This window comes from Candidatus Tiamatella incendiivivens, from assembly GCA_015522635.1.
Lineage (GTDB): Archaea > Thermoproteota > Thermoprotei_A > Sulfolobales > Acidilobaceae > Tiamatella > Tiamatella incendiivivens.
In genome coordinates this window covers 17146-40091 of sequence record WALW01000021.1, presented here as the reverse complement: position 1 = coordinate 40091, position 22946 = coordinate 17146, and the positions used below count along the sequence as shown (strand labels likewise).

The window sequence follows — 22946 nt, the reverse complement described above, 5'->3', positions numbered from 1 at the left end:
GGCTATGGTTTCCCGGAGAATAGTCTTTGGAATGGTGTGAAGCAGGAGCCTGATATTATAGGAGTAGACGCTGGTAGCACTGATCCTGGACCGTATTATCTTGGCTCAGGTAAAACCCTCGTTCCAGACTCTTCTATTCTACGTGATTTAAAGCTTTTACTTAAAGCTCAACGGAAACTTGAAGTTCCACTTGTAATAGGCTCTGCAGGCGGATCTGGTTCCAGGGTACATGTTAATAGGACGTTCAGTATTCTGAAGAAGGCTATAGGAGATGTAGGAGGGCGTTTTAGGGTAAAGCTACTCTATTCTGATATCGATCAAGATTTCCTTGAGAGAGTTGTTGAGGAAGGGAGATATATAGTAGACTTAGGGTTTGACCATAGTTATATTGATACGATAAAGGATCCTGGGGTTGTTGTTGCACAGAACGGTATAGAGTCCATCATAAAGGCATTGAAGGATGATGCTGACATTATTCTAGCTGGTAGGGTTGTAGATATCTCATCCTTCGCTGCTCTCCCATGGATGAGGGGTTTCGATAAAGGATTAGCTGTTCATATGGCCAAGATCCTAGAGTGCGGGGCGATTGCAGCAGAACCGGGTAGCGGGGCAGACGGGTTACTAGGTATTTTAAGGAGAGATGAATTCGAGGTCAGGGCTCTTAACCCTGATAGAAAGACTACTGTTATATCTGTCGCGGAGCACGCACTTTATGAGAGGAATGACCCTTACAGGGAGACTATTCCAGGAGGCTACGCTGATTTTAAGGATGCTACCTATGAGCAAGTTGATCTTGGCGTTGTTGTACGTGGATCAAGGTGGATTGACGCACAGAAATACATGGTTAAGCTCGAGGGGTCTAGGCCTATTGGACACAGAGTCGTAGTTATTGCTGGAGTAAGGGACCCGTTATTCATCTCTGAGCTTCCAAAGTTGTATGAAGAGGCCGTCAACTTTGCAGTAAAACAGCTTGGCGGGGGGTTTAGTGTATACCCACGTTTCTACGGTTGGAATGGTATCCTAGGAAGCTCAGAAGCTCGGAAGCCTAGCCATGAAGTAGGCTTGGTTCTAGAAGTCGTGGCAGCAGATAGGAGTAAGGCGGAAGCCGCCGCAGGATTGATCCGTAGCACACTACTGCATATAGGCTGGCCGTCAAGAAAAACTACAGCAGGAAATCTCGCATTCCCATTCTCGCCCAGCGACTTGTATGCTGGCATAGCGTATGAATGGAGTCTCTGGCATCTGGTGGAGCTCAAAAATCCACTGGAAACTACCCGTATTAAGGAGGTGGATTTGAATGGCTAAACTATATGATTTGGCACGAGTTGTTAGGAGCAAGAATGCAGGGCCATTCATAGTTACATTAGACCTATTATTCGATAGCGAAGAATGCTGGAAGCAAGTATCTAAAGCTCTCACCAAAGAATTAGTTGCCAAAGCATATGTAGTAGATGAAAGTAATGTTCTAGGCATTATACCTTACAGGCCAGCGTTAGCTGTAAAGATAAACTTAAGGAGGAAAACACCCTCAGGCCATCCTGGCGATAGAGATGTTTATGGAGCACAGCAACACATCCCGCTTGCAATGATCGACTTAAATATTGAGTGCAATGGCGGTGAATCGTGACCTCAACCCTTGAAGTTATAGCAGAAAAAGCCATGTCAGCCTGCAATAATACAGGAGTCCTAGAAGACGCGAAAGTAGCTTTGGCTGACACCTTGGCTGTGGCAGGATCAGCCTATCATTTACACCCGATAAAACCCTCGTATAAGAAGAGTCTCACTGGAACAAGTATAATACTCGGTTCATGGGAACATACCGACCCGGTTACTGCGACAGCTGTGAATGCTTTCCTGGCTCATTCACTAGAATTAGATGACTGGCTCCCTCAAGGTTTTATACATGGGGGATGTGTTATCGTTCCAGCTGCCCTCTCGACAGCACTTGAACTCGACACTGACCTTGGACTCCTTTTGAAAGGTGTTACAGCAGGCTACCAAGCAGGCTATATGATAGGCGGTTATCTGGGAAAACCTCACTATCAGAAGTGGCATACGACAGCTACAGCCGGACTTGTCGGCAGTGCTGTGGCTTCAGGAGTAATCAGGAACGGATGCAAGGGGAAAGTCATCAAACTCTTGGTAATGACGGCGTTAAACTATGCTGGTGGCCTCTGGATCGCTGTTAAATCCGATCCAAGGCTAAAACCCTTATCAGCCATGCATGCTTCTACGTCTGGATACATGTTATCTCATATAGGATCCTGGGATACAGACATCAATGACGACATTGATGCAGTATGTAGATCCCTAGGTGGAAAATGCAGGATGCTTCCGGAGTATTATGCTTTGGAGCTCAATGGATATAAGTTCTATCCAAGCTGTAGGCATACCCACACAGCTATAGAAGCGGCTTTAGAAGCGAGAAAGAAGTTCAACGGTGATATTAGAGGAATTAGAAACGTTACTATTGAAACTTACGATGATGCTATTAAGATAGCTTCGAGAGACAAGTTCCCTAGCACGATAGAGGAAGCCCGGTTCAACCTATCCTATTTGGTATCCGTAGCATTAGTATATGAAAATGTATGGCTTGACACCATTCCAAGAGGATTGACTGACACTACTGTCAAAAGTATGTTCGATAAAGTCAAGGTAGTTGAGAACCCTGAGTTTACCTCGGATTACCCGGATAGCATGCCATCCAAGGTATCACTGGAAACTACTGCCGGTAATGTTGGGGTTGAGGTGAGATGGCCCCTCGGCTCACCTGAGAGAAGCGTAAATAGTAGACATATATTAGACAAAGCACTGAAATTAGCAGAGTTTTCTACGGATTCATCAATATATACGCTTGCACGTAGAATACTCGAAGAGCCTTGGGATTCCTCTGTTAGAGAGCTAATACCTGCAACTAGCCGCTACATCCTCTGAAACTTCTATCCCCTTTTAAGGCCTTTAATGCATCTATCCAAGCATACACTTCTTCCTCTTTGATTTCCTCCTTAGATCGATAGTCTTTTTTCGATATATACGATTCAATTCTAATTAGAATACTCTTAAGCTTATCTCTGTGGATCGACTCGAACTCCTTAATAGCATGTGGATTTCTCATTTGACCAATTATCCTGTGGTAGTGATTATCACAGAAAACTGCTTTACCGTTTGCATAGAGGGATCTAAACCAATCACTATTATCCATACACTTTGCTATCCACTTAACTATCATTTTTTCATAACTAGCAACATCTCTACATATTGGGCATGTCCCCTTCTTTGAGCTGTGACCGTCCCTTATGTACTTGGCCAGGATATCTCTATAAAGAAGAGAAGGTCCAAGGTTATCCACTAAAGTGCTTCTTTCTGATAATTCAACTATGAGCCATGCATGGTATTTACACAATCCCATTGAATCTATAAATTTACGCCTAACTTCCGGGTCATTCACCCTCTCATATAGTATTGACTCAAGAATGTTTACCTCATAGTTCCCAAGGATAGTGCATATAGGGCAATTTCCATTTTTGAGGGAATCCTTGAATATTGGTAGAAATATGTCCTTGCATTCGCTTCCGGTTTCTGAATACAATGTTCATCCCATGATTACAGGGTTTATTTGACTATCTAAAGAATTATTTCCTAGTTAAATATGTCCTACAGGTGTTTCTATGTATTTAAAATATATTTAATAATTATATATAACCTCTTTCAAATACATATATCATAAGTATATAGAAAAGTTACATATATTTTTATATGTAAAACACTAGAATTATCCTCAAGTAACGGGTTAAACAAATGTTGAAATAACTTAGGCTGCTCTCCTACGTTATCTCAGACCCCTGGTACTATCCACTAGAGATGTGAGTTAGAAGTGAGAAATATAAACCAGAAAAAGAGGAAAATCCTGGTCTTCGGTCTACTATTAATAGCATTAATGACTACCTCAAGTATAGCAGCAATATACCTATATCGTCAGGCAAACCTGAACATAACCGTTAACGACTATACACAAGCTACTGGAAGAGCAATGTTCGGATTCTATGAGGGAGGAAACAACTATCTGGTTGAGTTCCACGCGCCAAATGGAACAACAACCTACGACTCAAACAAGTTATATGTCTACTTCAACGGTATAACAGCAGTCTCAGACGATGGGACAACACAAGTAAAAATGTATTCAACAGCAACAGTTGAAGCAACAATAACACAGGGAGGATGGATATTTGAACATCTACTTAACTTCGGATCCGATACCCATGCACAAGAAAATCATATAACCCTGAAAGTAAAAACACCCAGCCAAGCATCACAGGCTGAACTCAGAGTATATTGGATAGAAAAGGACACTACAACAGGAGTTACGACAACACATTATATGGGTGCATTAGATCTTACAGATCCCAATGGGGAACTATCACTATACGATCACACTTGGAGTGGCACAAATTTCCTAGAAGGCTATACTGCCAATTTTATTGTAACCTATGACCAGCCTGTTTCAGACTCTTTCTCTGTCTCAATTTATGAGACAACAACCTAATCTTTTTCCGCTAAATTGCAGGGAAGATAACATAGGCTATGGTGTATTTACACTTATTATATTAGTTTCGGAGGAGATTATTAGCCTAGTGTGATTGCAGTGGGATTACTGAGGAGACTACTTGGAACAAATATCGTGTCGTTAAAGGGGAGGAGTCTTGAAAACCTGGAGACAGGTGATATAAGCCCGTTTCTTAGGAAAAGGATAGACAAAGCTATGGATGCGTTGTCGAGGGTTATTGTCCCTGGTTACGATGTTGATCTTGTTTCTAGCGGCGTTGTAACCAGGATCAGGGTTAGGTATGATGGTTCGGGTATATTGGTGTTCCTTGATTACCAGGGTTCGAATCCTGGCTGTAGTTTCTGCAGGTTCTTGAATGATAACGTTTGGAGGAGAATACTTGATGATGCAAAGGCCAGACTTGGGGAGTCAGGGTTTAGTGACATAGTTTTCGTTGACTCTATAACTAGAAACCCTATTGTTATAATTTAACATAGCTAAAATCCCTATAAAGGCTGCAACAGTAATTGGTTAACCCTGTTCTCATCTATTCCCATTTGTTGCTGTGAGGTCTTAGTATACTGTTTCTATGAGGTCACTAGAACAACCTAATAATGTAGATAATTAAATGTATGCAAGGGATGATGAACAAAAGTTGATTTACGAATAATACAGGTTAATGTTCACTTTTCAGCTTCTCAAGCTCTCTTTCCCTTACAACTCTCCGCAGAATCTTCCCTGCCGGGCTCTTAGGAAGCTCATCAGCGAACTCTACGAACCTAGGATACTCGTGTGCACCTAGATACTGTTTACTCCACTCCTTTAACTCTTCCTCGCTCAGTTTACCCCTACACTCGGGTTTAAGTGAAACCACGGCCTTTATAGTCTCCCCTGCCTCTGGATCTGGGATACCAATTACTGCTACCTCTGCGACGCACTCATGCTTATATAGTGTCTCCTCGATGTATCTGGGATAAACACTGTGTCCTTTGTACTTGATTATATCCTTCTTCCTATCTACAATGAAGAAATACCCTTCTTCGTCCATGTATCCTATATCGCCTGTCCTAAACCATCTCTTCCCGCAACAATCAAAGAATGCCTGCTTGTTTTCTTCAGGCATATTGTAATAGCCTTTCATCACCTGTAAACCTGAGACAACGAGTTCTCCCTGGCCTTCCACAAGTTTTGGCTCGACAAGGTCAGCTATAGCTAGGAGAGTGTTAGGCATGGGTAGTCCAATGCTACCATGCTTTCTTTTACCGTAAATAGGGTTTGCTGCTGCAACAGGGCTCGTTTCGGTTAGCCCGTAGCCTTCTACTATTCTGCATCCCGTGATATACTCCCATCGCTTTATAACCTCAACTGGTAGAGGAGCTGCTCCTGAAAAGCATATTTCGGGTATCCCACGTATTTTCTCTAGTTTCTCCCTAGGAATGTGTTTTAAGAGCATTAGATATATTGTAGGTGCGCCTGGGATGAGCGTTATCCTCTCCTTAATAATGGTCTTAAGGAACTCTTCAGGATCAAATCTAAGCTGAAGAACTAGGTTTGACGCGATGTACAGGCTCAGCCCCATTATGCTTCCGAATCCGTATGCATGGAAGAATGGGAGTAAACCTAGGACTCGGTCTTTTCCTTCTTCTCTATGAAACCATATTTTCTGGTAAATTATGTTTGCCATTATGTTCAGGTGAGTTAGCATGACTGCCTTAGGTGTACCCGTGGTTCCACCCGTATATAGGAGTGCTGCCACAGTTTCCTCTGGATCCCCATCATACAACTTGCCTAGAGGCTCATTTGATACTAGCTCCCTGTATGGTTTGAATAGTTTGGATGGACGGGGGAGTTTACCTAGCATTCTACCCATACTCATCTTGAATCGGAAACCCATAGTTGCATAGTCTCCTAGGAAGGCTTGGTAAACGTTGTTTCTATTTTTCAGTACGGACTCGTATTTATCGGCTAGAATATCCTGGACAATTATAATGTCAGGATTGATCTTTTCAAGCTCCTCCTCTACTTGATATGCACTCCATAACGGGTTGAACAAGCAAGCTTTTGCACCTATAGAGAAAGCTGCAAAGGATAGTATAATGTAATGCGGCACGTTTGGAAGTATCAAAACGATACAGCTATCCTCACCTAGTCCCAGTTTCCTCAATCCTTCTGCAACTTTTAGGACTTCACTCCATAATTCTTTATAGCTAAGCGATTTACCGTAGAATGTTACTGCAGGTCTATCCGGATACTTCTCTGTTACCCCCTTAAGCATCTCGTGCAACAGTATTCGAGGTACATCTACCTTGAAATAAACGCCTTCATCATAATTCTTGGTCCAAGGAGGGTTTTGAAAGTCAAATGGAGGAGATTGCTCCTCAACCAAAAATGTCACCTCTTCGGAAGGTAAACGTTTACGCCATTGGCTAAATGCATAGCGTCTAGGAAGACTTCGCTCATAACAGGGTGAGCGAATATTGTTTCCATAACGTCATCCATCTCGTATCCTTTTTGTATAGCCATGGTTGCCGCGTTAACAACTTCTGAAGCGTGAAGACCTATCATATGGAAGCCTACTAATACGCCTTCTTTATTGAATACTACTTTTGCCAACCCGAATGGTCTCTCGTATACGATGGATCTATAGTTAACACCAGCGGGGAATTTCTTGACAACATATTCCGGGTCTCCCTTATAAGCTGAAACACCTACGCTTGCAACCTCCGGGTCGGTGAACACCGCGAAAGGTACTAGTTTAGGATTATATGTTGAGGTTATTCCTGCCATGTTCTCAGCTGCCACTATTCCCTGCACTTTAGCCTTGCTGGCTAGTAAGGGTGGCCCTGTTACATCCCCAACTGCATATATGTTGGGTACCGATGTCTGCATTCTCTCATTCACTATTATCCTACCATCCTCGCCTATCTTTACCCCGATCTCTTCCAATCCCAGTCCACTTGATCTAGGTTTCCTACCTGTTGATACTAGGATCTTGTCTCCCCTTATTCTCTCGCCGCTAGATAAATATACCTCACAGGTCTCGGGGTCTATTCTGGTCACCTTTGTGCTAGTATGTATATTATAGCCTCTTTGCAACAGGATATCCGTTATTGCTTTACTTAGATCCTTGTCCATCATTGGGAGAAGCCGCTCTAATAGCTCTACTACCGTTATCTTAGAGCCGAAGCCTTCCCACACAGTTGCTAACTCAAGGCCTATAGGACCTCCACCTATCACAATAATGTGGTCTGGAGCCTCTGTCATCGATAACGCTTGATCGCTGAATACAGCGCACCCCTTGTCAAATGCTTCTTTTAACCCTTGTATGGGTGGCGCTACAGGTATCGAGCCTGTCGCTACACCTATGTATTTTACTTCTATAGTCTCCCCGTTAACCTTGACAGTATGTGGTGAAGTTATTCTTGCTTCTCCTCTTATGACATCTATTTCATAGCTAGGGAATACTACATCCCTATACCACCAGATCACCTGCTCTAATAGCTCTTCCTTCCGTTTCATAACAGATTTTACATCAAAAGACACATTCTCTCCCATGACTATTCCCGAGTCCATCATGTTCATCGTGTCTCTAGCATGCTCGGATACCCGTAGGAGGTATTTTGTTGGAACACAGCCGACTGTAACACATGTGCCACCAAGCCTAGCTTTCTCGACTATAGCTGCTTTCAAACCTAGCTGTTTAGCTCTTAAAGCTATAGCTCCTCCTCCCATACCTGCTCCTATTACAAGAACATCATATTTTCTTCCATCTAAACTGCCACTCAAGGATATCAACCTCTATGAACGATGCGAATGAAAAAACATAATGAAAAAATTATTCGAGAGTTAGGGCCTCCCTTACCCCTGTTTCCGCCGCCCATTTAACTATGGAAGTACACTTTCTCCTTTGGTCCTCACTGCTCCATTCAAACTTTGGGTTTAGATCCTTACAGTTCGGGCTACCGAACTTCTCTATAAACATTTTATAGATTTTAGCTGACTTCATGTGGATATGCATATTTCTTTCCAAGAATGTTTTACCATTAAGCTTTCTCCGGGATTGATAAGCTCCAACTGCTGCTATAGTAGCCCATAGTGCACCGCATATATAGCCGGACCCGCTTATTCCGCCGGCAAAACCTATAGACATGTTAACACATTCTTCAGTCACATTTAATTTGAGAACCTCGCTGATGGCTCTGAAGGGACTATAAGCACAGTTCTCGGTCTGGGCGAGATATTCTACGGCCTTTTTGCCTGCAAGGCTGGCTAGTTCTTCCACTTTACTATTGTTCACGCTTCTCCACCTCGTCAAGTATTTGTTTATAATATTTTCCAATCACTGGTAGCTCCTCGAATTTCGCTGGGTAAACTAGTATCGGTTTTGGTGGATATACTATGAAGTCGCTTTTCTCCTGGTTTTCCATTCCATATACTATGTCATCCAGAATGTTAGTGGGTGTAACGAAGCCTAGCTCGTATTCCTCGACGTGTCCGACTATACGGTCACCTAATCCAGGTATGAATGTCTTAGGTTTTCCATCTAGCATAGAAGCAACTATCGCAAGATCGCTTCCAGCTTTAGCGTAAGAACTAGAGCCTACTGGTTCACCTGCCTTGTATATATATCCTGCAACGAGCATCATTATTTGTGCCGGCGTACCGTAGATTACAACCACACTAGGATCAAAAGGTGTAGCATCCAATGGAGCTGTAGCTATAGCTTTTGCTCCATACTTCCATATAGGCATCGTTAAGTCAAGCTTGACCCCATCTTCTTGCGTCTCAGTATATAAGCCATAGCTTAGGCGTCCTTCTCTAATAAAGCTGGGAGGACGTATCATTCCGAAGATCAGCATAGTTCCAGGGCAACCCATATCTTCTAATTCCGCTCCCACAGCAATGCCGTTGAATCTTGAGAGGCCTATCATCTGGCATAGTGTTAGTTTTTGATGTAGATGCTTCCGTGGCCTAAGAAGTTTTTCCGATAGTTCTCCTAATCCCTCCTTAAAGACTTTCAAGCCTACAGGCTTAGTTCTGAGTTTTAGCTTATTGACTATTTTGTCTGATAGGATTTTAAGTTCGGACAAGGATAGTTCGCCTCTAATTATATTGGAATACAGTACAAGGTTTATTTTAATGTTATTGAAAATATAAAATTTTCATTACTATTTATAAATCCCCTTATACTAAAAATCAACCAAACCTAAGTTTTTCCCATACATGAAAAAGTTAGGAGAGTGTAATACATGTCAAGATACAAGCCCCCATTCCCTGAACCCGGGCCCATCATCCCTGGATTAGGCGAGAGATACCTTGAAACATACGATGAAGCGGCTAAAAACGCGGAGGAGTTCTACAGTAAAATAGCATTAAAAGCCCTCTACTGGAGAAAACTATGGAATAAATACACAGAGATAAACGATCCGATACAGAAATTCTTCGTTGGAGGATACACCAACTGGACATACAATCTTGACCTCCAACTCCAGTCGGAGCATAAGAACAAGATAATCTACATCTGGGAAGACGAGCAAGGGAACGCTAAAACAGTAGGATTAGAGGAATACTATATCCTAGTAAACAGAATTGCAGACGCTCTAAGGAGACAGGGCCTAGAGAAAGGAGACAGGGTAGTAATATACATGCCAACTACCCCGGAAGCAGCAGCTACAGTAGTTGCAGTAAATAGAATAGGTGGGATATTCACACCCATATCACCTGGACTGGCTTTCAACGCTTTGAAACAGAGGATCATGGATGCAAAGGCTAAGTTCATTGTAACCGCAGATGCAGCAGTCAGAAGAGGTAATGTCGTTCCATTAAAGCAAATAGTTGAAAAGGCAGTAGGTGACCTTGATTTCGTGGACAAAGTGATAGTTTCCCGCAAGCATGGCTTGGAAAACGTGCCAATGACTAGTGGGAGAGATGTATGGATGGAGGATATTCTCCGGGAAACAAGTGAGAAAACAAGTGTTGAACCCCTCTGGCTTGAGGCTAATGAACCTATAACACTATTGTATACCTCCGGTACAACTGGAAAGCCTAAAGGCATAGTACATAGCCACGTATCGGCCATCGTGGGAGTCTATAGTCTCTTAAGGTGGATAATGGGGTTCCCGGATGAAGGAGCACACAGTGATAGGATGCTAAACATATCTGAGCTAGGATGGAGCACGGGGATAGTTGCTCATGTAATTGGCCCTCAAATATTCAAGTATACAGCGATAATATACGATGGCGCACCTAACTATCCAAGGATGGATCAATACCTATGGATGATAGAGAAATACAGGCCAACAATATTCTGGGCTGTACCAACATTGTTTAGAATGTTCAGAATGCTCGGAGACAAAGCCGTAGAGAGCCACGACTATAGTAGCCTTAGACTGATAGCCAGCATAGGAGAGCATTTCCCCGCCGATCTATGGAACTGGGTATACGAGAAACTAGCCCTGAGGCGGATACCTGTAGTAAACATTTATGGCTCAACCGAGAGCCTCGCAATGGCATCCATACCAACACGCATCGAACTCTTACCCTTCAAGCCCGGATCACCAGGCGTACGCATGCCTGGGTTCGAGCTTGAAGCAGTGGACGAGAACGGTAACCCACTGGAGGAAGGCGAGATAGGTGCACTTGTAATAAAAGCCCCATTCAAAGCCCCATACGTCTTCCTCACAGTATGGGGTGACCCCGACAACTTTGGGAAACCCGGGTGGAAAGGTAATTTGCAGCGGTTCATAGAAAGCTACTATAGCATAAAAGGATACTACACAACTGGAGACGCTGGATACTTCGACGAACACGGATACTTATGGATAGTCGGGAGAATCGATGACACCTTGAAAATATCAGGCCACAGGATAACTAGTGCAGAGATTGAAGACGGTATAAACAAGCATCCTGCTGTAGCTGAGTCTATGGTTGTAGGCAAGCTGGATCCTATTAAGGGTGAGACAGCTGTTGCATTCATAGTCTTGAAACCAGATATGACACCTAGCAAGGAACTAGCTGAAGAAATAAGGTTGAATGTGAGGGATAAGGTTGGGCCTATAGCTGTTCTAACTGAAATATATTTCGTTGGAAAGTTGCCGAAGAACCGTACCGGTAAGCTTGTCCGTAGAATTGGGAGATCGATCGTTAGAAATGAACCTATAGGGGATATTACAGTCTTAGAAGATCCTGGAGTGATAGAACTGTTAACCGAAGCAATCAAAAATCCATTCTAACTTTTTATAAATAATTATAATAAAGACAAAATAGAATATAAAGCGAGAAAAATTTTGAGGATGATAAGAAATAGATAACACTCTTTTAAATAGTTTTTCTTAAACCTAATATTGATCATTTTACTGAAGGTGTAGGAAATGAACTCTATGACATTAAGATTCATACTCATATTAATATTAATAGGAATAATAATAATAGTACAACCTCAACTCATCGCCACTCATGCAGAGTCATATAACGTGGAATTCTATGCGTTCTATATTGGAGGTCTACATCCAGATATGTGGCCCACAGGACTAGTAGTAGGGAGTGATAGTTATATGGTTCTAGCAGTAGCAAACTGGGAGGGATTCAATAACTACACAAATCACATATTCAAGTTCCTCTGGAATGGAAGCCTCATATGGGAAAGGAGAATAATTAACCTAACATCCAACGGTTTTATAGCAAACGATTTTAAGAGAATCGGAGACACATATATTGTTGTCGGCGGCACCCAGCATAATGACCACCTAGTCATTATAGCATTGGATAATGATGGAAATATTCTCTGGTCGAAACAAACAGATTCAATCCTTACTAGCAGCATGACATGGGCGAGAATTCTTCCAATATCAAATAACGAGTTCTGGATAACTGAGTTCAACGAAAACGTTTCGCATTGCACGATACTGAATATGTACACTAACGGTACTATTAAATGGCTCAAAGCATACTACTCATCCAGCTATGATATTGTTCCAATAAGCATGGATTACGATGAAATAAATGATATTGTGTACATCGCTTCATGGGCGAACAATTATCCCTCTCCCTACATTGTAACCGCTCTCAACGCATCAAATGGCGATATTATTTGGAATAAAGGATTATCGACAGGACTTGGACAATTATATTTCTCAGGAATATCGGTAACATCAGATCATAACATTGTGTTGGGTGGAAGGATGGATTTCCAGGATCCTAATAACCCACATGTATATATAGCTAAGTCAACTATTGCATCCCTAACCCCTGATGGACAAGTCCGCTGGGCATTCCTACTGAACAGCACTAGGTACAATTTTCCAACAGATATAGCTTCAGTAAATACTGACGTTGTAATTTCGGGTTCTACATCAATAGGGAATACAAGCTATAGTAAAGGGTTCCTCATGAGACTAGATGAGAACGGTAACATAGAGTGGTTTAAAATGGTTAGATCACAGTGTTGTGTGCCTATTTCTATGGATAACTTCTGCAGCTATTTATGGCATGTATTCGCAAATGAATCCGTCATACTATCAACAGGAATGATATCCGAAAACCTCACATACCTAAATTGGACATTCACAATAAGAGATCCTCTCATAATATCGACTACACCAATGGCGGAGATGACTGGTAAATGCAATATGACATCTAATACTACTACAATGATCGATAACATTTTCACATCTATAAATACGAGTTCATTAAACTATACCATCATAAATATACACTCGCTCGACCTACCGTTAACATATAGCCAACTACCCATAAACCTACAGAACTATCCAGTCGAATCACGCCCAGGGAACTTAGTCATAAACTACTTCTGCGATCCAAGACCAGGTAATCAAACAGGGTCATCACTGGTTGGAGGAATACTAGTAGGATATCACGATGACCATGACCTCTTTTCCATAATAGGATTCTCTTTCACGGTATTCCTAGTATCAATAGAAATAGCGAATAAGTCAAAGCGAAGGATAACATCTAACCGTTAACCATCTTTTCTCTCTTTCAATCCTAGTCCAGAAACCTTATAGCAGTCTAGCTATAATTGTTAAAAAGGCGTATCATATGATCTACATAGGTTTATGGCAGGCAGGAAGCCGTCTATGGTCGTCAACCAACTTAGATAATGTAAGTAAAGCTATTCAGAAAGCGATTGAATTAGGGTTAACATATTTCGACACAGCGGAAATCTATGGATGGGGTAGATCAGAGAGATTACTAGGGAACATAGTCAAGGAACTCAAAGACGTGTTTATCGTTTCGAAAGTAGGTGGCTTCAGGTGGACTGAAAACGATATAGCGAAAGCAGCAAGCAGAATTAGAGGAAGACTCGGTAGGGATTCTATTGATTTACTACTGTCACACTGGCCCCCGCCTTTCTATGCTGATATATGCCGTATAATCCACGGATTAGAAAAAGCCATAGACCAAGGTTATGCAAGCAATATAGGACTCAGTAATTATCCATCCAATCTCCTAGAAAAAGCCGTACAGTGCACAAGGAAATATAAGATAAAAACAAATCAGATACAATACAGCTTAGCCTATAGGACGCCGGAACTGAATATTATCCAGGAAACAAAGAAATTAAACATAAAAATAATGGCATGGAGTCCACTTGCAAAAGGAGCCCTAGCAACATCCAGGGTGACCAGGGAGCCCGCAAGGATGAGTGATCCAGTTTTTAGAAGAGCCTTGAAAGACAAAAATTTACATAATGCCTTAGAAGATATAAGCCGACAGTTAGGTCTAACTAAAGCACAGGTAGCAGTATCATGGATAAATATCAAAGGAATCGATCCTGTTGTCGGCATACGTAAACCAGAGCATGTAGAAGATTTGGCCAAGATAAAAGATTACACTCTACCAGAATGGGCTGTAAGGAAACTGGATCAAGTGTCTATGCAATATATTAATGCTTGGGGGACGAGGTACAAAGTGCTGGGGAAAATGAGATATATCCCTGGATTGCTTCAACATCTCTCCATACGAGTGTTAGGTGGAGTATAGAATTGTATCCATACCTGTGGCGCAGAACTATTAGCTGGAAGCATAAGGAACCTATAGTGACACTCCTTACGATTTGTCTTTGTCAGTGTCCTCGTACGCCACATATAAAAGCCTAAGCTAAGTCATTATTGAAACCTTCTTCCTATATCATCTTTGTCCTTGCCCGGTCAATGATGTCTCCGCTGGAGTTGCAATCGTAACTTTCTTATACTTTTGTAAATAAAAGGTTACTCAAATCTTAACTACAAGGTGATCCCTCTTTGACTCTGTCCGTGAAACGGATTTACGGGAAGCTGTACGTGTATGATCAGTGGCGGGAGGGCGGTAGAATCGTATCCAAGTACATCGGCCTGCTGGAGAAGATCGTTAAACCAAGCCGTGTAGTTACGCCGCGGGACAGTTTTTAACTACAACGGGTTTGACGAGGTGATTGAAAGATTAAGAGGGGAGATCGGGCAAAATGTAGTTAAACAATCCCCGCCGTTTAACTACAGTTATCCTAATGTAGTGATTGATAGTTTGGTAAGGGAGGTTTTACGGCTGGTAGTTGACTTGTGGTGCGGGGGGTGGGGTTCGAACCCACGCAGGCCTACGCCATCGGGTCCTAAGCCCGACCCCTTTGACCTGGCTCGGGCACCCCCGCACTTCCCCTAGCGGTATCGTATATTTTCAATATTCCTTGTTTAATAAGGGTTTACCTTTGGCTGGGGGGGGTTCTCTTGTATTTTTTCGATACTTATGCGTGGATAGAATATTTCAGAGGCTCGGAGAAAGGTTTGAAGTTGAAACGGTTACTATCTGATAATGGGATGACCCCCCTCTATAGTGCTGGCTGAGATAGGTAGGAAATACCTTAGGGAGGGAGTCTCCCTAGAGGAAGCTAAGAAGAGGCTACTGTTTATACAAGGCAAAACTATGATTAAGCATATAGATATAGTCGTGGGCCTGCTTTCAGCTAGCATCAACCTTGAGCTAAGGAAGCACTCTAGGGATCATGGGTTGAGAACACCTAGTTTGGCCGACTCGATAGTGTATGCAATGGCTGCAATTATGGATGATAAGTTGGTTACTGGGGATGGACTCTTCAAGGGTTTACCTGACGTATTATACATCGGTGATTAAACCAGCAATGTAGTATAAGTTCATTCAAGCATAACCAAATCCTCTAGTGGAAAACAGGAAAGATATCATAGTATTCTCATTTCATTGGTTTTGAGGAAGTAGGTGTACTGTTTTTATAATAAAAAATATTTACAAATCCATTAGGTGTAAGGGTTTTGTCTATTACTATGGACACTGTGGAGGAGAGGTTGATAGGGGAGAAGGGGAAGTGGATACATATCCTTTACCCTAACCCTGTAATAGCTGACTGCGTTATTAAGGAATACGGATTCAATCCCATGAGACTCGAGACTGATGGGGAAGTATCCAGTGCTATAGGATCACTACTTGGGTCTGACTGCTTTAAATGCATAAGTCTTACAGCAAACATTATAGGCCTAGATTCACGGTTAAAACCAGCAGGTCTACTCGTAGTAAAACCAGTGATTGACGAGTATTTCGACAGATACGTTAAACTATTCTCTTCAATACTCAGAGAGTGGACAGGGCATTACACAGATACCTTGAAGTTCGAGGCAAATCCGAGCGACTACGAGTCTCTATGGAGCTTCCAGTCCGAGCTCACCAATACACTTAAGGATTTAAGAAGGAAACACCCGGATAACCCTATCGCACTCAACTTAGAGAGTTTCCCTAATTACTCGAGGCCACAAGCTATTCTAGCTGGTATTATTGCAGGAGCATTCATGACTTACTACATGTTTGATTCACTACCGTTCATACAGCCACTGCCTCCATTTAAGCTTGATGACGAATTAATTAATAGCCTCTCTAAAGGAACAGCTCCAGTACAGTTATTGGAATCATATACTGAAGCAAGGCTTATCTTGTATGACCCTGAGGAGGAGGGATACAAGCTGAACCCAGGGTTAAACTTAGACTCATGATAATACACGTCTAACCATCGTTTTTTTGCCTCCGAATCCAAATATATTATCCCGGTGTCAACTAGGTTGACTAGTATAAAGAGAGTCTCAACAGGTGTGCCCAGCCTGGATAAACTCATAGCTGGGGGAATACCTGAAGGATTCATGGTTGCAGCAGTAGGTGAGCCTGGTACCGGGAAAACAATATTCTCCATACACTTTGCAAACCAAGGAGTACTCGAAGAGGGGAAAGTAATCTATGTCACCACGGAGGAGAGCAGAGAGAGCATTATAAGGCAAGCAGGGATGTTCGGATTCGACTTCTCTACAGCTATTAAGGAGGGTAAAATGGTTATTATAGATGCTTTAATGAAGGGAGCCGAGGACCTATGGAGTCTCCAAGACCTTACGGTAGAGGCTCTAATAGACAAGATTATAGAGGCTAAAAAGTACCTTGGATACGGTCATGCCCGCCTGGTTATTGATAGTATGAGCGCCTTCTGGCTCGATAAACCGGCAATGGCGAGGAAGTACAGCTACCAAGTCAAGAGGACCCTGTACAAGTGGGGTTTCACGATACTCGCAACAAGCCAGTACGCTATAACCACTGAGAAAGGCTTCGGGTTCGGCATAGAGCATGTCGCTGACGGGATAATCAGGTTCAGCAGGCATATACATAACTCGAGGCTGGATAGAATGCTGTTGGTAGAGAAGATGAGGCAAACACCTCATGATCTCAGAGTATGGATTATAGATGTAAGGGATAAGAGGGGCCTCGTACTCGTCAAACCTGCTGGGCTTACCCGCGGGGAGCTCTATTACAGAGGAGAGGAGAAGTAAGTATCTTTAAGATACGAGGCTGAAGCCGTCCTCGTTGACAAGGGATAAGTCTCCCATCGGAGTCCAGGTAACTGTAGGGCAGTAGTCGATATCCACAGTATCTACGGGTTCTCCCTCATAAGTATAGCGTACTATGCTGCAACTGTTATCATTGTACAATAGTAATGCGGCTTCCTCTCCTCCAGGGCTCCATGACGCGTCTAGGAATACTCCTTTAAAAGGCAGTGTCCTCCACAGCTCCCCTCCACTCAGACTTGTAAGTACCCCGTATGTGTACTCGGGGTTAGCTACTGTTGACAAGATGGAAGTTGAACTCGGATGCCATTCCAGCTGGTTAATATATCCTCCGAGATCCCTACCCCACAGTTTTGAGGTGCTCATACTTGAGACTTGGAGGTATGATTCTATGGAAAATGCGACTAGCTTATGGTTTGGGCTTATAGAGTAATTAATCCTCTCAGAATCACCGCCTACCAGGGATAGCAGGTTGTAAACTATCTTAGCGACAAGCCTCCTCCTACGGACAGACGTCGTTTTCCCTCGGACTATTATTATCGTTGAACCAATATTAGTATCGATAGAGACCCTCTCATCACCAGCGTATACCCTTACAGGTTTTTCACCATAGAGCAGGTGTTTCCTTATACTAGCTTCACCTATCAATACACCATCTTTCCCTAGTATCCTTACTTTCTCATTGTCAGCAACAACTATTGCATTTGAATCATCCTTCCACCCGATTACTAGTTTACAAGGGTCGCAATTAGAATACATCATCTTCTCCCAGAGAGTTCCACCGTTTTTCCCGTATAATACTACCCGTAAGGTTTTCCTCCTCCTATGAAGGAATCCGGCTAACCTGTCCTCCTCCGAGGAAATGTTTGCCACTAGGAGACGAGTATTATCGGGACTCCACGCCGCGATGAAATTATCACGGTTTCTATTTATATTTGTGATAGATCTCAAAGAGGCCCGCTAGCATATTTGAAACAGATAAGTTTATATAAGGTCGGGTGAATATAGGAATAGAGAAATATGTGAGACAGTTATTTCTCCACTACACGCTTTCCCTCTAGGAACTCGCTAGCTCTCTCAGCCACTACAGGCCTTGCAGTCGACTCAGCTAAAGCCCTTAACCCGCGGTCAACCCAGAAGTGCAGCCTAGCAGATGCTAGGAGCCTTCTTGTCTCAGTAATAGCGAAAGGCTCTCCCATAGCTATGTCCTCAGCTAGCTTTCTTACCTCCTGCTTTAACTCATCCAAGTTATCGACAATTATATTGATGAATCCCATTTGCTTAACTTCCTCTGCCGTGAATGTTCTGCCAGTCAAGGCTATCATTGCTGCATGCTTAGCGCCTAATAGGAATGGGCCTAGTGTAGGGGTTCCGGGGGGCACCATTCCCCATCTAGCTGCAGGACTGCTAAACTTTGCCCTCCTAACAGTAACAGCTAAATCCACAGCGTTCAACAATTCCATACCAGCACCAATAGCGTGGCCGTTTATAGCTGCTATAACGGGTTTCTTGCAGGCAGTTATTGAGAGGCATACGCCGCCTAATCCTTCATACATGAGTTTCCAAGCATCATCTAATCCTCTAACACGACTGGTAGATACCAGGTCGACTCCGGTAGTGAAGAAGCGGTCGCCTTTACCTGTTAGCACTATGACTCTAGTCGAAGGCTCCTCACACTCTAACTTTATCTTATCAGCAAGCTCCCTAAGGTGCGGCTCGTCTAGACTATTACCAGAATCAACCCGGTCTATTATTATCCAGGAGATGAGGCCATCTCTTTCAACTACAATAGGCATAAGGGTACACCATGTGAGGATACTGGTTCAGAATAATATAAAATGTTAACTAGCAATCCATGAGAATTGGAGAGGAATTTGGCTACGTGTTGTGTTAACCCGCTTCTCTGCAAAACATTCACTATAATAGCGTTCCTTATAATGACTGTAATCTTTATAGCGCTAATAATAGCATTCGCCAGATCCGCAAAGAAGGCGGGGACATACATGGAGGAAAACATGGATTACTCTGAGGTAGCTAGTACAGTTGGATAGGAGGATTTTGCATAGAAATTTAATCCTTATAATTATCATAAAACGATTAGAGTTAGATAGATAGAGCTGGTATATCCATGGAGATAAGCACTATATACTATAAGAATATATTAGGTTTGTTAATTGTTACATTCTTATTAGCCATGCTTTTAACTCCTCTGATACTGGCCGAGGCTGATTCCGGAGATGCCATGCTTACATATGCAGTTGACATCGGCGAGTCTGGGAACGACTATGCCTGGGGTGTCGCCAGGACAGATGATGGATTCATTTCCGCAGGCTACACTGATAGCTATGGCGGCGTTTCAGCACTAGTCGTAAAAGTTAGGGACAATACCCCGTTGCCCCTAATAGAATGGGAAGAAACCATAGGAACCAGTAATGGAAACGAAAAAACGTACGATATAGCTAGGGTAGGAAACTACTATGTTATGGCTGGATGGAACCAGACGAGTAGTTATTCTGGGCAGCCAATAGTATTCACTATAGATGGGAACGGCTCTCTAATCTCGGCGAAAATAATGAACTTCGGAGGAGCTAACGGGTGGATTTTCAGAGTTATACCCTCCTCAAATGACTCTTACATACTTGTCGGATATGATAGTAGCTTCTCCGTTATTGCACTCAAGATGAATGTATATGGTAGTGTGATTTGGAGCAAATCGTATAGTAGTAGCGACTATCTATACCTGTATGGCAGTGCACTAGATTATAATACTGGAGTACTATACGTGGCGGCTAATGAATGGATAGCCGGTAAAAGTGTTATTCTAGCTATAAATTCTACTAATGGTAACCTGATATGGAATAAGGAAATGATAATATCTGGCTCAGGATCTTATGTAACGATGGGAGTAGAAGTCGATAGCCACGACATAGTCTTATTAGGATACAATGTTACCAGTGGAAATAGAGACGGTTTCATAGTGAAAATAAGCCCGCAGGGAGTACCTCTGTGGGGATACGTGTTCGGTACCTCGCCCTGCGAAGTTCCTATGGATGCTGTCATTGAGAATCAAAGCATCCTTCTAACCGGTTACACCCAAATAGGTAGTATGCATGGGAATAACGCGTTCATAGCTGAAATAAATGGAAACGGTGGTCTTTCATGGTTCAGGGTATATGGAGGAAACGGAGACGACTGGTTCTATCGTCTATTAGCGTCGAATGACTCGATTACGGGTCTGGGTGGTACGAATAGTTTCACTGGCAACGATGATTTACTTATTATGAAATTATCGCCAAATGGGGAACTCTGGGGATGCAATCTCACGGAGACACTGAACGAGAATATGATCAACTACAGGAGTGTCAATATAACAGTGGACACAGTGTCGATTTCTACAAACAATATAACGGCAAGTATAAGTGATTATCCAGCGCAGGTTAAACATGTTAGTATGCCCTTCAAATATATATGCCCTAAGCCACCGGCACAAAATATCGTTGGTGGAAAGCTGATTCCATTGGAAAGGAATCACTATCAGTTGGATTTAACTGTAAGTAGCTTACTAGCATTATCTGTGTTATCTTTAATACTAATTACTAAAAAATCATATGTATAAGACTATTGTTTTTTATTAAAAATAAGATCCTAATTATCCCACCATTACATCATATATGTTTCAAATATATATTTTAAGATAATAAAATAAAAAAGTACTTCGGGGGTCGATTCTAAGCACAGTGAAGACCTGTTTAAAGGATTGAATAGAATTCTATGACCCCCAACGCTATACGAGGTGTCTAAGTAATGGTTCTAAGTGAAAACCCTCCGTGGAGACCCGGATACAATCTCCTAGTAAAAACAATCTATGATAGGGGGATAGACGTTTTCCCCAACAGTGAAATAGTATCTCGGACATCCGAAGGCCTCCTAAGATTCAAGTATACAGAGACAGCTGAAAGGATAAGGCTCCTAGCTGGTGCCCTAGAATCCTTAGGTGTAAAGAGGCTTGAAACCGTGGCCACACTAGACTGGAGTACACACTGGCATTATGAGGCGTATTTCGCTATACCAATGATGGGAGCCGTCCTACACACAGTCAACATAAGGTTATCCCCTATGGAACTGGTTCACGTCATGAATAACGCTGAGGATAAAGTGGCTATTATACACAAGGACTTTATCCCCCTGATCAGTGTAGTAGCTGAGAACTTGAAGAGTCTAGAGCATATAATAGTAGTTGACTCTGACGAGGTCCCCTCGAAAATAGCGGGGAAATCAGTACACCATTATGAGGATTTGATAAAAGAGCGTGGAGGAGGATACCAGTGGCCCGATGACTTGGTCGAGAACTTACCTGCAGCTATGTGTCATACTGGTGGTACCACGGGGCTACCGAAAGGAGCATATCACACTCATAGAATGATCGTTATTCACGCCATGTCTATGGCCCTCCACTTAGCTACCTTTGGAAGAACACTACTGTCAAGCAGAGACGTCGGCCTCTATATTGTCCCTATGTTCCATGTATACAGCTGGGGCCTACCATACTCCGGTACATTACTAGGGATAAAGCAAGTCTTCCCTAGTAGGCTAGACGTAAAGGTGTTGCTAGAACTCGTAGATAAGGAGGGGGTAACATTCACCGGTGGAGTACCGACAATTCTCTATATGCTGCTAACACATCCTGACAGCGAAAAGTATAACCTGGAAGGCTTAACCTTCATAACTGGAGGAGCAGCACTGCCTAGGGGATTAGAATTACTGGCTTTAAAAAGAGGCATAAGAATAGTAGGAGGATACGGCCTAACTGAAACAGCCCCCGCTGTAGCATTAGGCGAGATTCCCTATTGGCTAGCCAAAGACAAGAATGAAGGAGAATTACTGGATATCAGGCAAAGAGTCTCAGGATATCCAGTACCATTGATGAAAATAATGGTTGTAGACGAGAACCACAATCCCGTACCTAAGGATGGTAAAACGATGGGAGAAGTAATTCTCAGGTCCCCATGGATAACCCCAGAATACTACAAGGAGCCTGGAAAGACGGCTTCAGCCTGGAAAGACGGTTGGTTCCACACAGGGGACATAGCAGTATGGTATTCCGATGGATCTATCCACATCGAGGACAGAGCAAAGGACTTAATCAAGAGCGGTGGTGAATGGATAAGTAGTCTCCGCCTGGAGAACGCTATAAGCACTCATCCTGGAGTAGGTGAAGTCACTGTAATAGCGGCTGAACATCCTAAATGGCAGGAAAGGCCTGTTGCACTAGTGGTTCCGAAACCGGAATGGAAGGATAAACTCAGCCCCGACGATGTGAGGAAGCATCTGATAGAGAACTTCATTGAAAAGGGAGTAATACCGAAGTGGTGGCTACCGGATAAGATCCTTATAGTTGAAGAGCTTCCAAAGACTAGTGTCGGAAAAATAAACAAGAGAATAGTCAGGGAAAAATACCGTAATATCCTCTTCCAATAATTTTTCCCATTACAACGATAAGTGTCGTGGCGTAACATAGGCTTAAGACTTGTTCCTCTAGTGCCTAATACCTAGTACCT

At 42.8% G+C, this 22946-nt stretch carries 21 protein-coding genes and 1 tRNA gene; 14 read left to right on the top strand and 8 right to left on the bottom strand.

Annotated elements, in window-relative coordinates; genetic code table 11:
* The 3 genes from F7B60_05745 to F7B60_05735 form a co-directional block, all read left to right on the top strand.
* Positions 1 to 1305 (top strand): DUF1446 domain-containing protein (locus F7B60_05745; GenBank protein ID MCE4615010.1); only part of this gene is annotated, 1305 nt, incomplete at its 5' end.
* Positions 1298 to 1627, top strand: coding sequence for a DUF4387 domain-containing protein (locus F7B60_05740; GenBank protein MCE4615009.1), 330 nt, complete (start codon positions 1298 to 1300; stop codon positions 1625 to 1627). The genes F7B60_05745 and F7B60_05740, both read left to right, overlap by 8 nt.
* The gene (locus F7B60_05735) at positions 1624 to 2934 is read left to right on the top strand and encodes an MmgE/PrpD family protein (protein MCE4615008.1); all 1311 of its coding nucleotides are present in this window, start codon (positions 1624 to 1626) and stop codon (positions 2932 to 2934) included. Before F7B60_05740 ends, F7B60_05735 begins: the two co-directional genes overlap by 4 nt.
* Here the strand turns inward: F7B60_05735 and F7B60_05730 are convergent.
* Positions 2915 to 3589, bottom strand: coding sequence for a DUF6062 family protein (locus F7B60_05730; GenBank protein MCE4615007.1), 675 nt, complete (start codon positions 3587 to 3589; stop codon positions 2915 to 2917). The two genes, F7B60_05735 and F7B60_05730, sit on opposite strands and share 20 nt — an antisense overlap.
* A 285-nt stretch (positions 3590 to 3874) precedes the next feature.
* Between F7B60_05730 and F7B60_05725 the strand changes: the two genes are divergently transcribed.
* Complete coding sequence (locus tag F7B60_05725) at positions 3875 to 4543, top strand: hypothetical protein (GenBank protein ID MCE4615006.1); 669 nt, start codon at positions 3875 to 3877, stop codon at positions 4541 to 4543.
* A gap of 90 nt (positions 4544 to 4633) precedes the next feature.
* Complete coding sequence (locus tag F7B60_05720; GenBank protein MCE4615005.1) at positions 4634 to 5035, top strand: iron-sulfur cluster assembly protein; 402 nt, start codon at positions 4634 to 4636, stop codon at positions 5033 to 5035.
* A 184-nt stretch (positions 5036 to 5219) separates the two neighbouring features.
* Here F7B60_05720 and F7B60_05715 read toward each other — a convergent pair whose 3' ends face one another.
* The 4 genes from F7B60_05715 to F7B60_05700 are packed head-to-tail and all read right to left on the bottom strand — an operon-like array spanning position 5220 to position 9633.
* Positions 5220 to 6929: an AMP-binding protein gene (locus tag F7B60_05715; GenBank protein MCE4615004.1), complete on the bottom strand. Its 1710-nt coding sequence runs from the start codon at positions 6927 to 6929 to the stop codon at positions 5220 to 5222.
* Positions 6930 to 6934: 5 nt separating this feature from the next.
* Positions 6935 to 8329, bottom strand: a complete 1395-nt coding sequence (locus F7B60_05710; GenBank protein MCE4615003.1) for an NAD(P)/FAD-dependent oxidoreductase — start codon at positions 8327 to 8329, stop codon at positions 6935 to 6937.
* A gap of 49 nt (positions 8330 to 8378) precedes the next feature.
* Positions 8379 to 8840: a C-GCAxxG-C-C family protein gene (locus F7B60_05705; protein ID MCE4615002.1), complete on the bottom strand. Its 462-nt coding sequence runs from the start codon at positions 8838 to 8840 to the stop codon at positions 8379 to 8381.
* A complete protein-coding gene (locus F7B60_05700; protein ID MCE4615001.1) occupies positions 8830 to 9633 on the bottom strand; it encodes a DUF169 domain-containing protein in 804 nt (267 codons plus the stop codon). Before F7B60_05700 ends, F7B60_05705 begins: the two co-directional genes overlap by 11 nt.
* 159 nt (positions 9634 to 9792) lie before the next feature.
* Between F7B60_05700 and F7B60_05695 the strand changes: the two genes are divergently transcribed.
* The 3 genes from F7B60_05695 to F7B60_05685 all read left to right on the top strand — a co-directional run bounded on the left by F7B60_05695 (position 9793) and on the right by F7B60_05685 (position 14545).
* Positions 9793 to 11775 carry an AMP-binding protein gene (locus F7B60_05695; GenBank protein ID MCE4615000.1) on the top strand — a complete coding sequence of 661 codons (1983 nt, stop codon included), beginning with the start codon at positions 9793 to 9795 and terminating at the stop codon, positions 11773 to 11775.
* 138 nt (positions 11776 to 11913) lie between these two features.
* Positions 11914 to 13524, top strand: a complete 1611-nt coding sequence (locus tag F7B60_05690) for a hypothetical protein (protein MCE4614999.1) — start codon at positions 11914 to 11916, stop codon at positions 13522 to 13524.
* A gap of 76 nt (positions 13525 to 13600) precedes the next feature.
* A complete protein-coding gene (locus tag F7B60_05685) occupies positions 13601 to 14545 on the top strand; it encodes an aldo/keto reductase (protein MCE4614998.1) in 945 nt (314 codons plus the stop codon).
* Positions 14546 to 15100: 555 nt separating this feature from the next.
* On the opposite strand, the gene F7B60_05680 is transcribed toward F7B60_05685, so the two are convergent.
* Positions 15101 to 15188: transfer RNA gene (locus F7B60_05680), tRNA-Leu, on the bottom strand.
* Between the two features lie 182 nt (positions 15189 to 15370).
* Between F7B60_05680 and F7B60_05675 the strand changes: the two genes are divergently transcribed.
* From F7B60_05675 to F7B60_05665, 3 genes are all read left to right on the top strand, one after another.
* Positions 15371 to 15667, top strand: a complete 297-nt coding sequence (locus F7B60_05675; GenBank protein MCE4614997.1) for a hypothetical protein — start codon at positions 15371 to 15373, stop codon at positions 15665 to 15667.
* A 155-nt stretch (positions 15668 to 15822) separates the two neighbouring features.
* A complete protein-coding gene (locus tag F7B60_05670) occupies positions 15823 to 16554 on the top strand; it encodes a hypothetical protein (GenBank protein MCE4614996.1) in 732 nt (243 codons plus the stop codon).
* 75 nt (positions 16555 to 16629) lie between these two features.
* Positions 16630 to 17373, top strand: coding sequence for a KaiC domain-containing protein (locus F7B60_05665; GenBank protein ID MCE4614995.1), 744 nt, complete (start codon positions 16630 to 16632; stop codon positions 17371 to 17373).
* A gap of 6 nt (positions 17374 to 17379) precedes the next feature.
* On the opposite strand, the gene F7B60_05660 is transcribed toward F7B60_05665, so the two are convergent.
* Positions 17380 to 18339, bottom strand: coding sequence for a hypothetical protein (locus tag F7B60_05660; GenBank protein ID MCE4614994.1), 960 nt, complete (start codon positions 18337 to 18339; stop codon positions 17380 to 17382).
* An 80-nt stretch (positions 18340 to 18419) separates the two neighbouring features.
* Positions 18420 to 19184, bottom strand: a complete 765-nt coding sequence (locus F7B60_05655) for an enoyl-CoA hydratase/isomerase family protein (GenBank protein ID MCE4614993.1) — start codon at positions 19182 to 19184, stop codon at positions 18420 to 18422.
* Between the two features lie 78 nt (positions 19185 to 19262).
* Here F7B60_05655 and F7B60_05650 point away from each other — a divergent pair, with 78 nt between their 5' ends.
* The 3 genes from F7B60_05650 (at position 19263) to F7B60_05640 (ending at position 22866) form a co-directional block, all read left to right on the top strand.
* On the top strand, positions 19263 to 19439 hold the full coding sequence (locus F7B60_05650) for a hypothetical protein (GenBank protein ID MCE4614992.1): 177 nt from the start codon (positions 19263 to 19265) through the stop codon (positions 19437 to 19439).
* 77 nt (positions 19440 to 19516) lie between these two features.
* Positions 19517 to 21004, top strand: coding sequence for a hypothetical protein (locus tag F7B60_05645; protein ID MCE4614991.1), 1488 nt, complete (start codon positions 19517 to 19519; stop codon positions 21002 to 21004).
* A gap of 188 nt (positions 21005 to 21192) precedes the next feature.
* The gene (locus F7B60_05640; GenBank protein MCE4614990.1) at positions 21193 to 22866 is read left to right on the top strand and encodes a long-chain-fatty-acid--CoA ligase; all 1674 of its coding nucleotides are present in this window, start codon (positions 21193 to 21195) and stop codon (positions 22864 to 22866) included.
* Positions 22867 to 22946: the final 80 nt, after the last annotated feature.

Coding starts and splice junctions, on each gene's coding strand:
- F7B60_05740 (MCE4615009.1), top strand. CDS start 1,298: ATGGCTAAACTATATGATTTGGCACGAGTTGTTAGGAGCAAGAATGCA.
- F7B60_05695 (MCE4615000.1), top strand. CDS start 9,793: ATGTCAAGATACAAGCCCCCATTCCCTGAACCCGGGCCCATCATCCCT.
- F7B60_05690 (MCE4614999.1), top strand. CDS start 11,914: ATGAACTCTATGACATTAAGATTCATACTCATATTAATATTAATAGGA.
- F7B60_05685 (MCE4614998.1), top strand. CDS start 13,601: ATGATCTACATAGGTTTATGGCAGGCAGGAAGCCGTCTATGGTCGTCA.
- F7B60_05655 (MCE4614993.1), bottom strand. CDS start 19,184: ATGCCTATTGTAGTTGAAAGAGATGGCCTCATCTCCTGGATAATAATA.
- F7B60_05645 (MCE4614991.1), top strand. CDS start 19,517: ATGGAGATAAGCACTATATACTATAAGAATATATTAGGTTTGTTAATT.
- F7B60_05640 (MCE4614990.1), top strand. CDS start 21,193: ATGGTTCTAAGTGAAAACCCTCCGTGGAGACCCGGATACAATCTCCTA.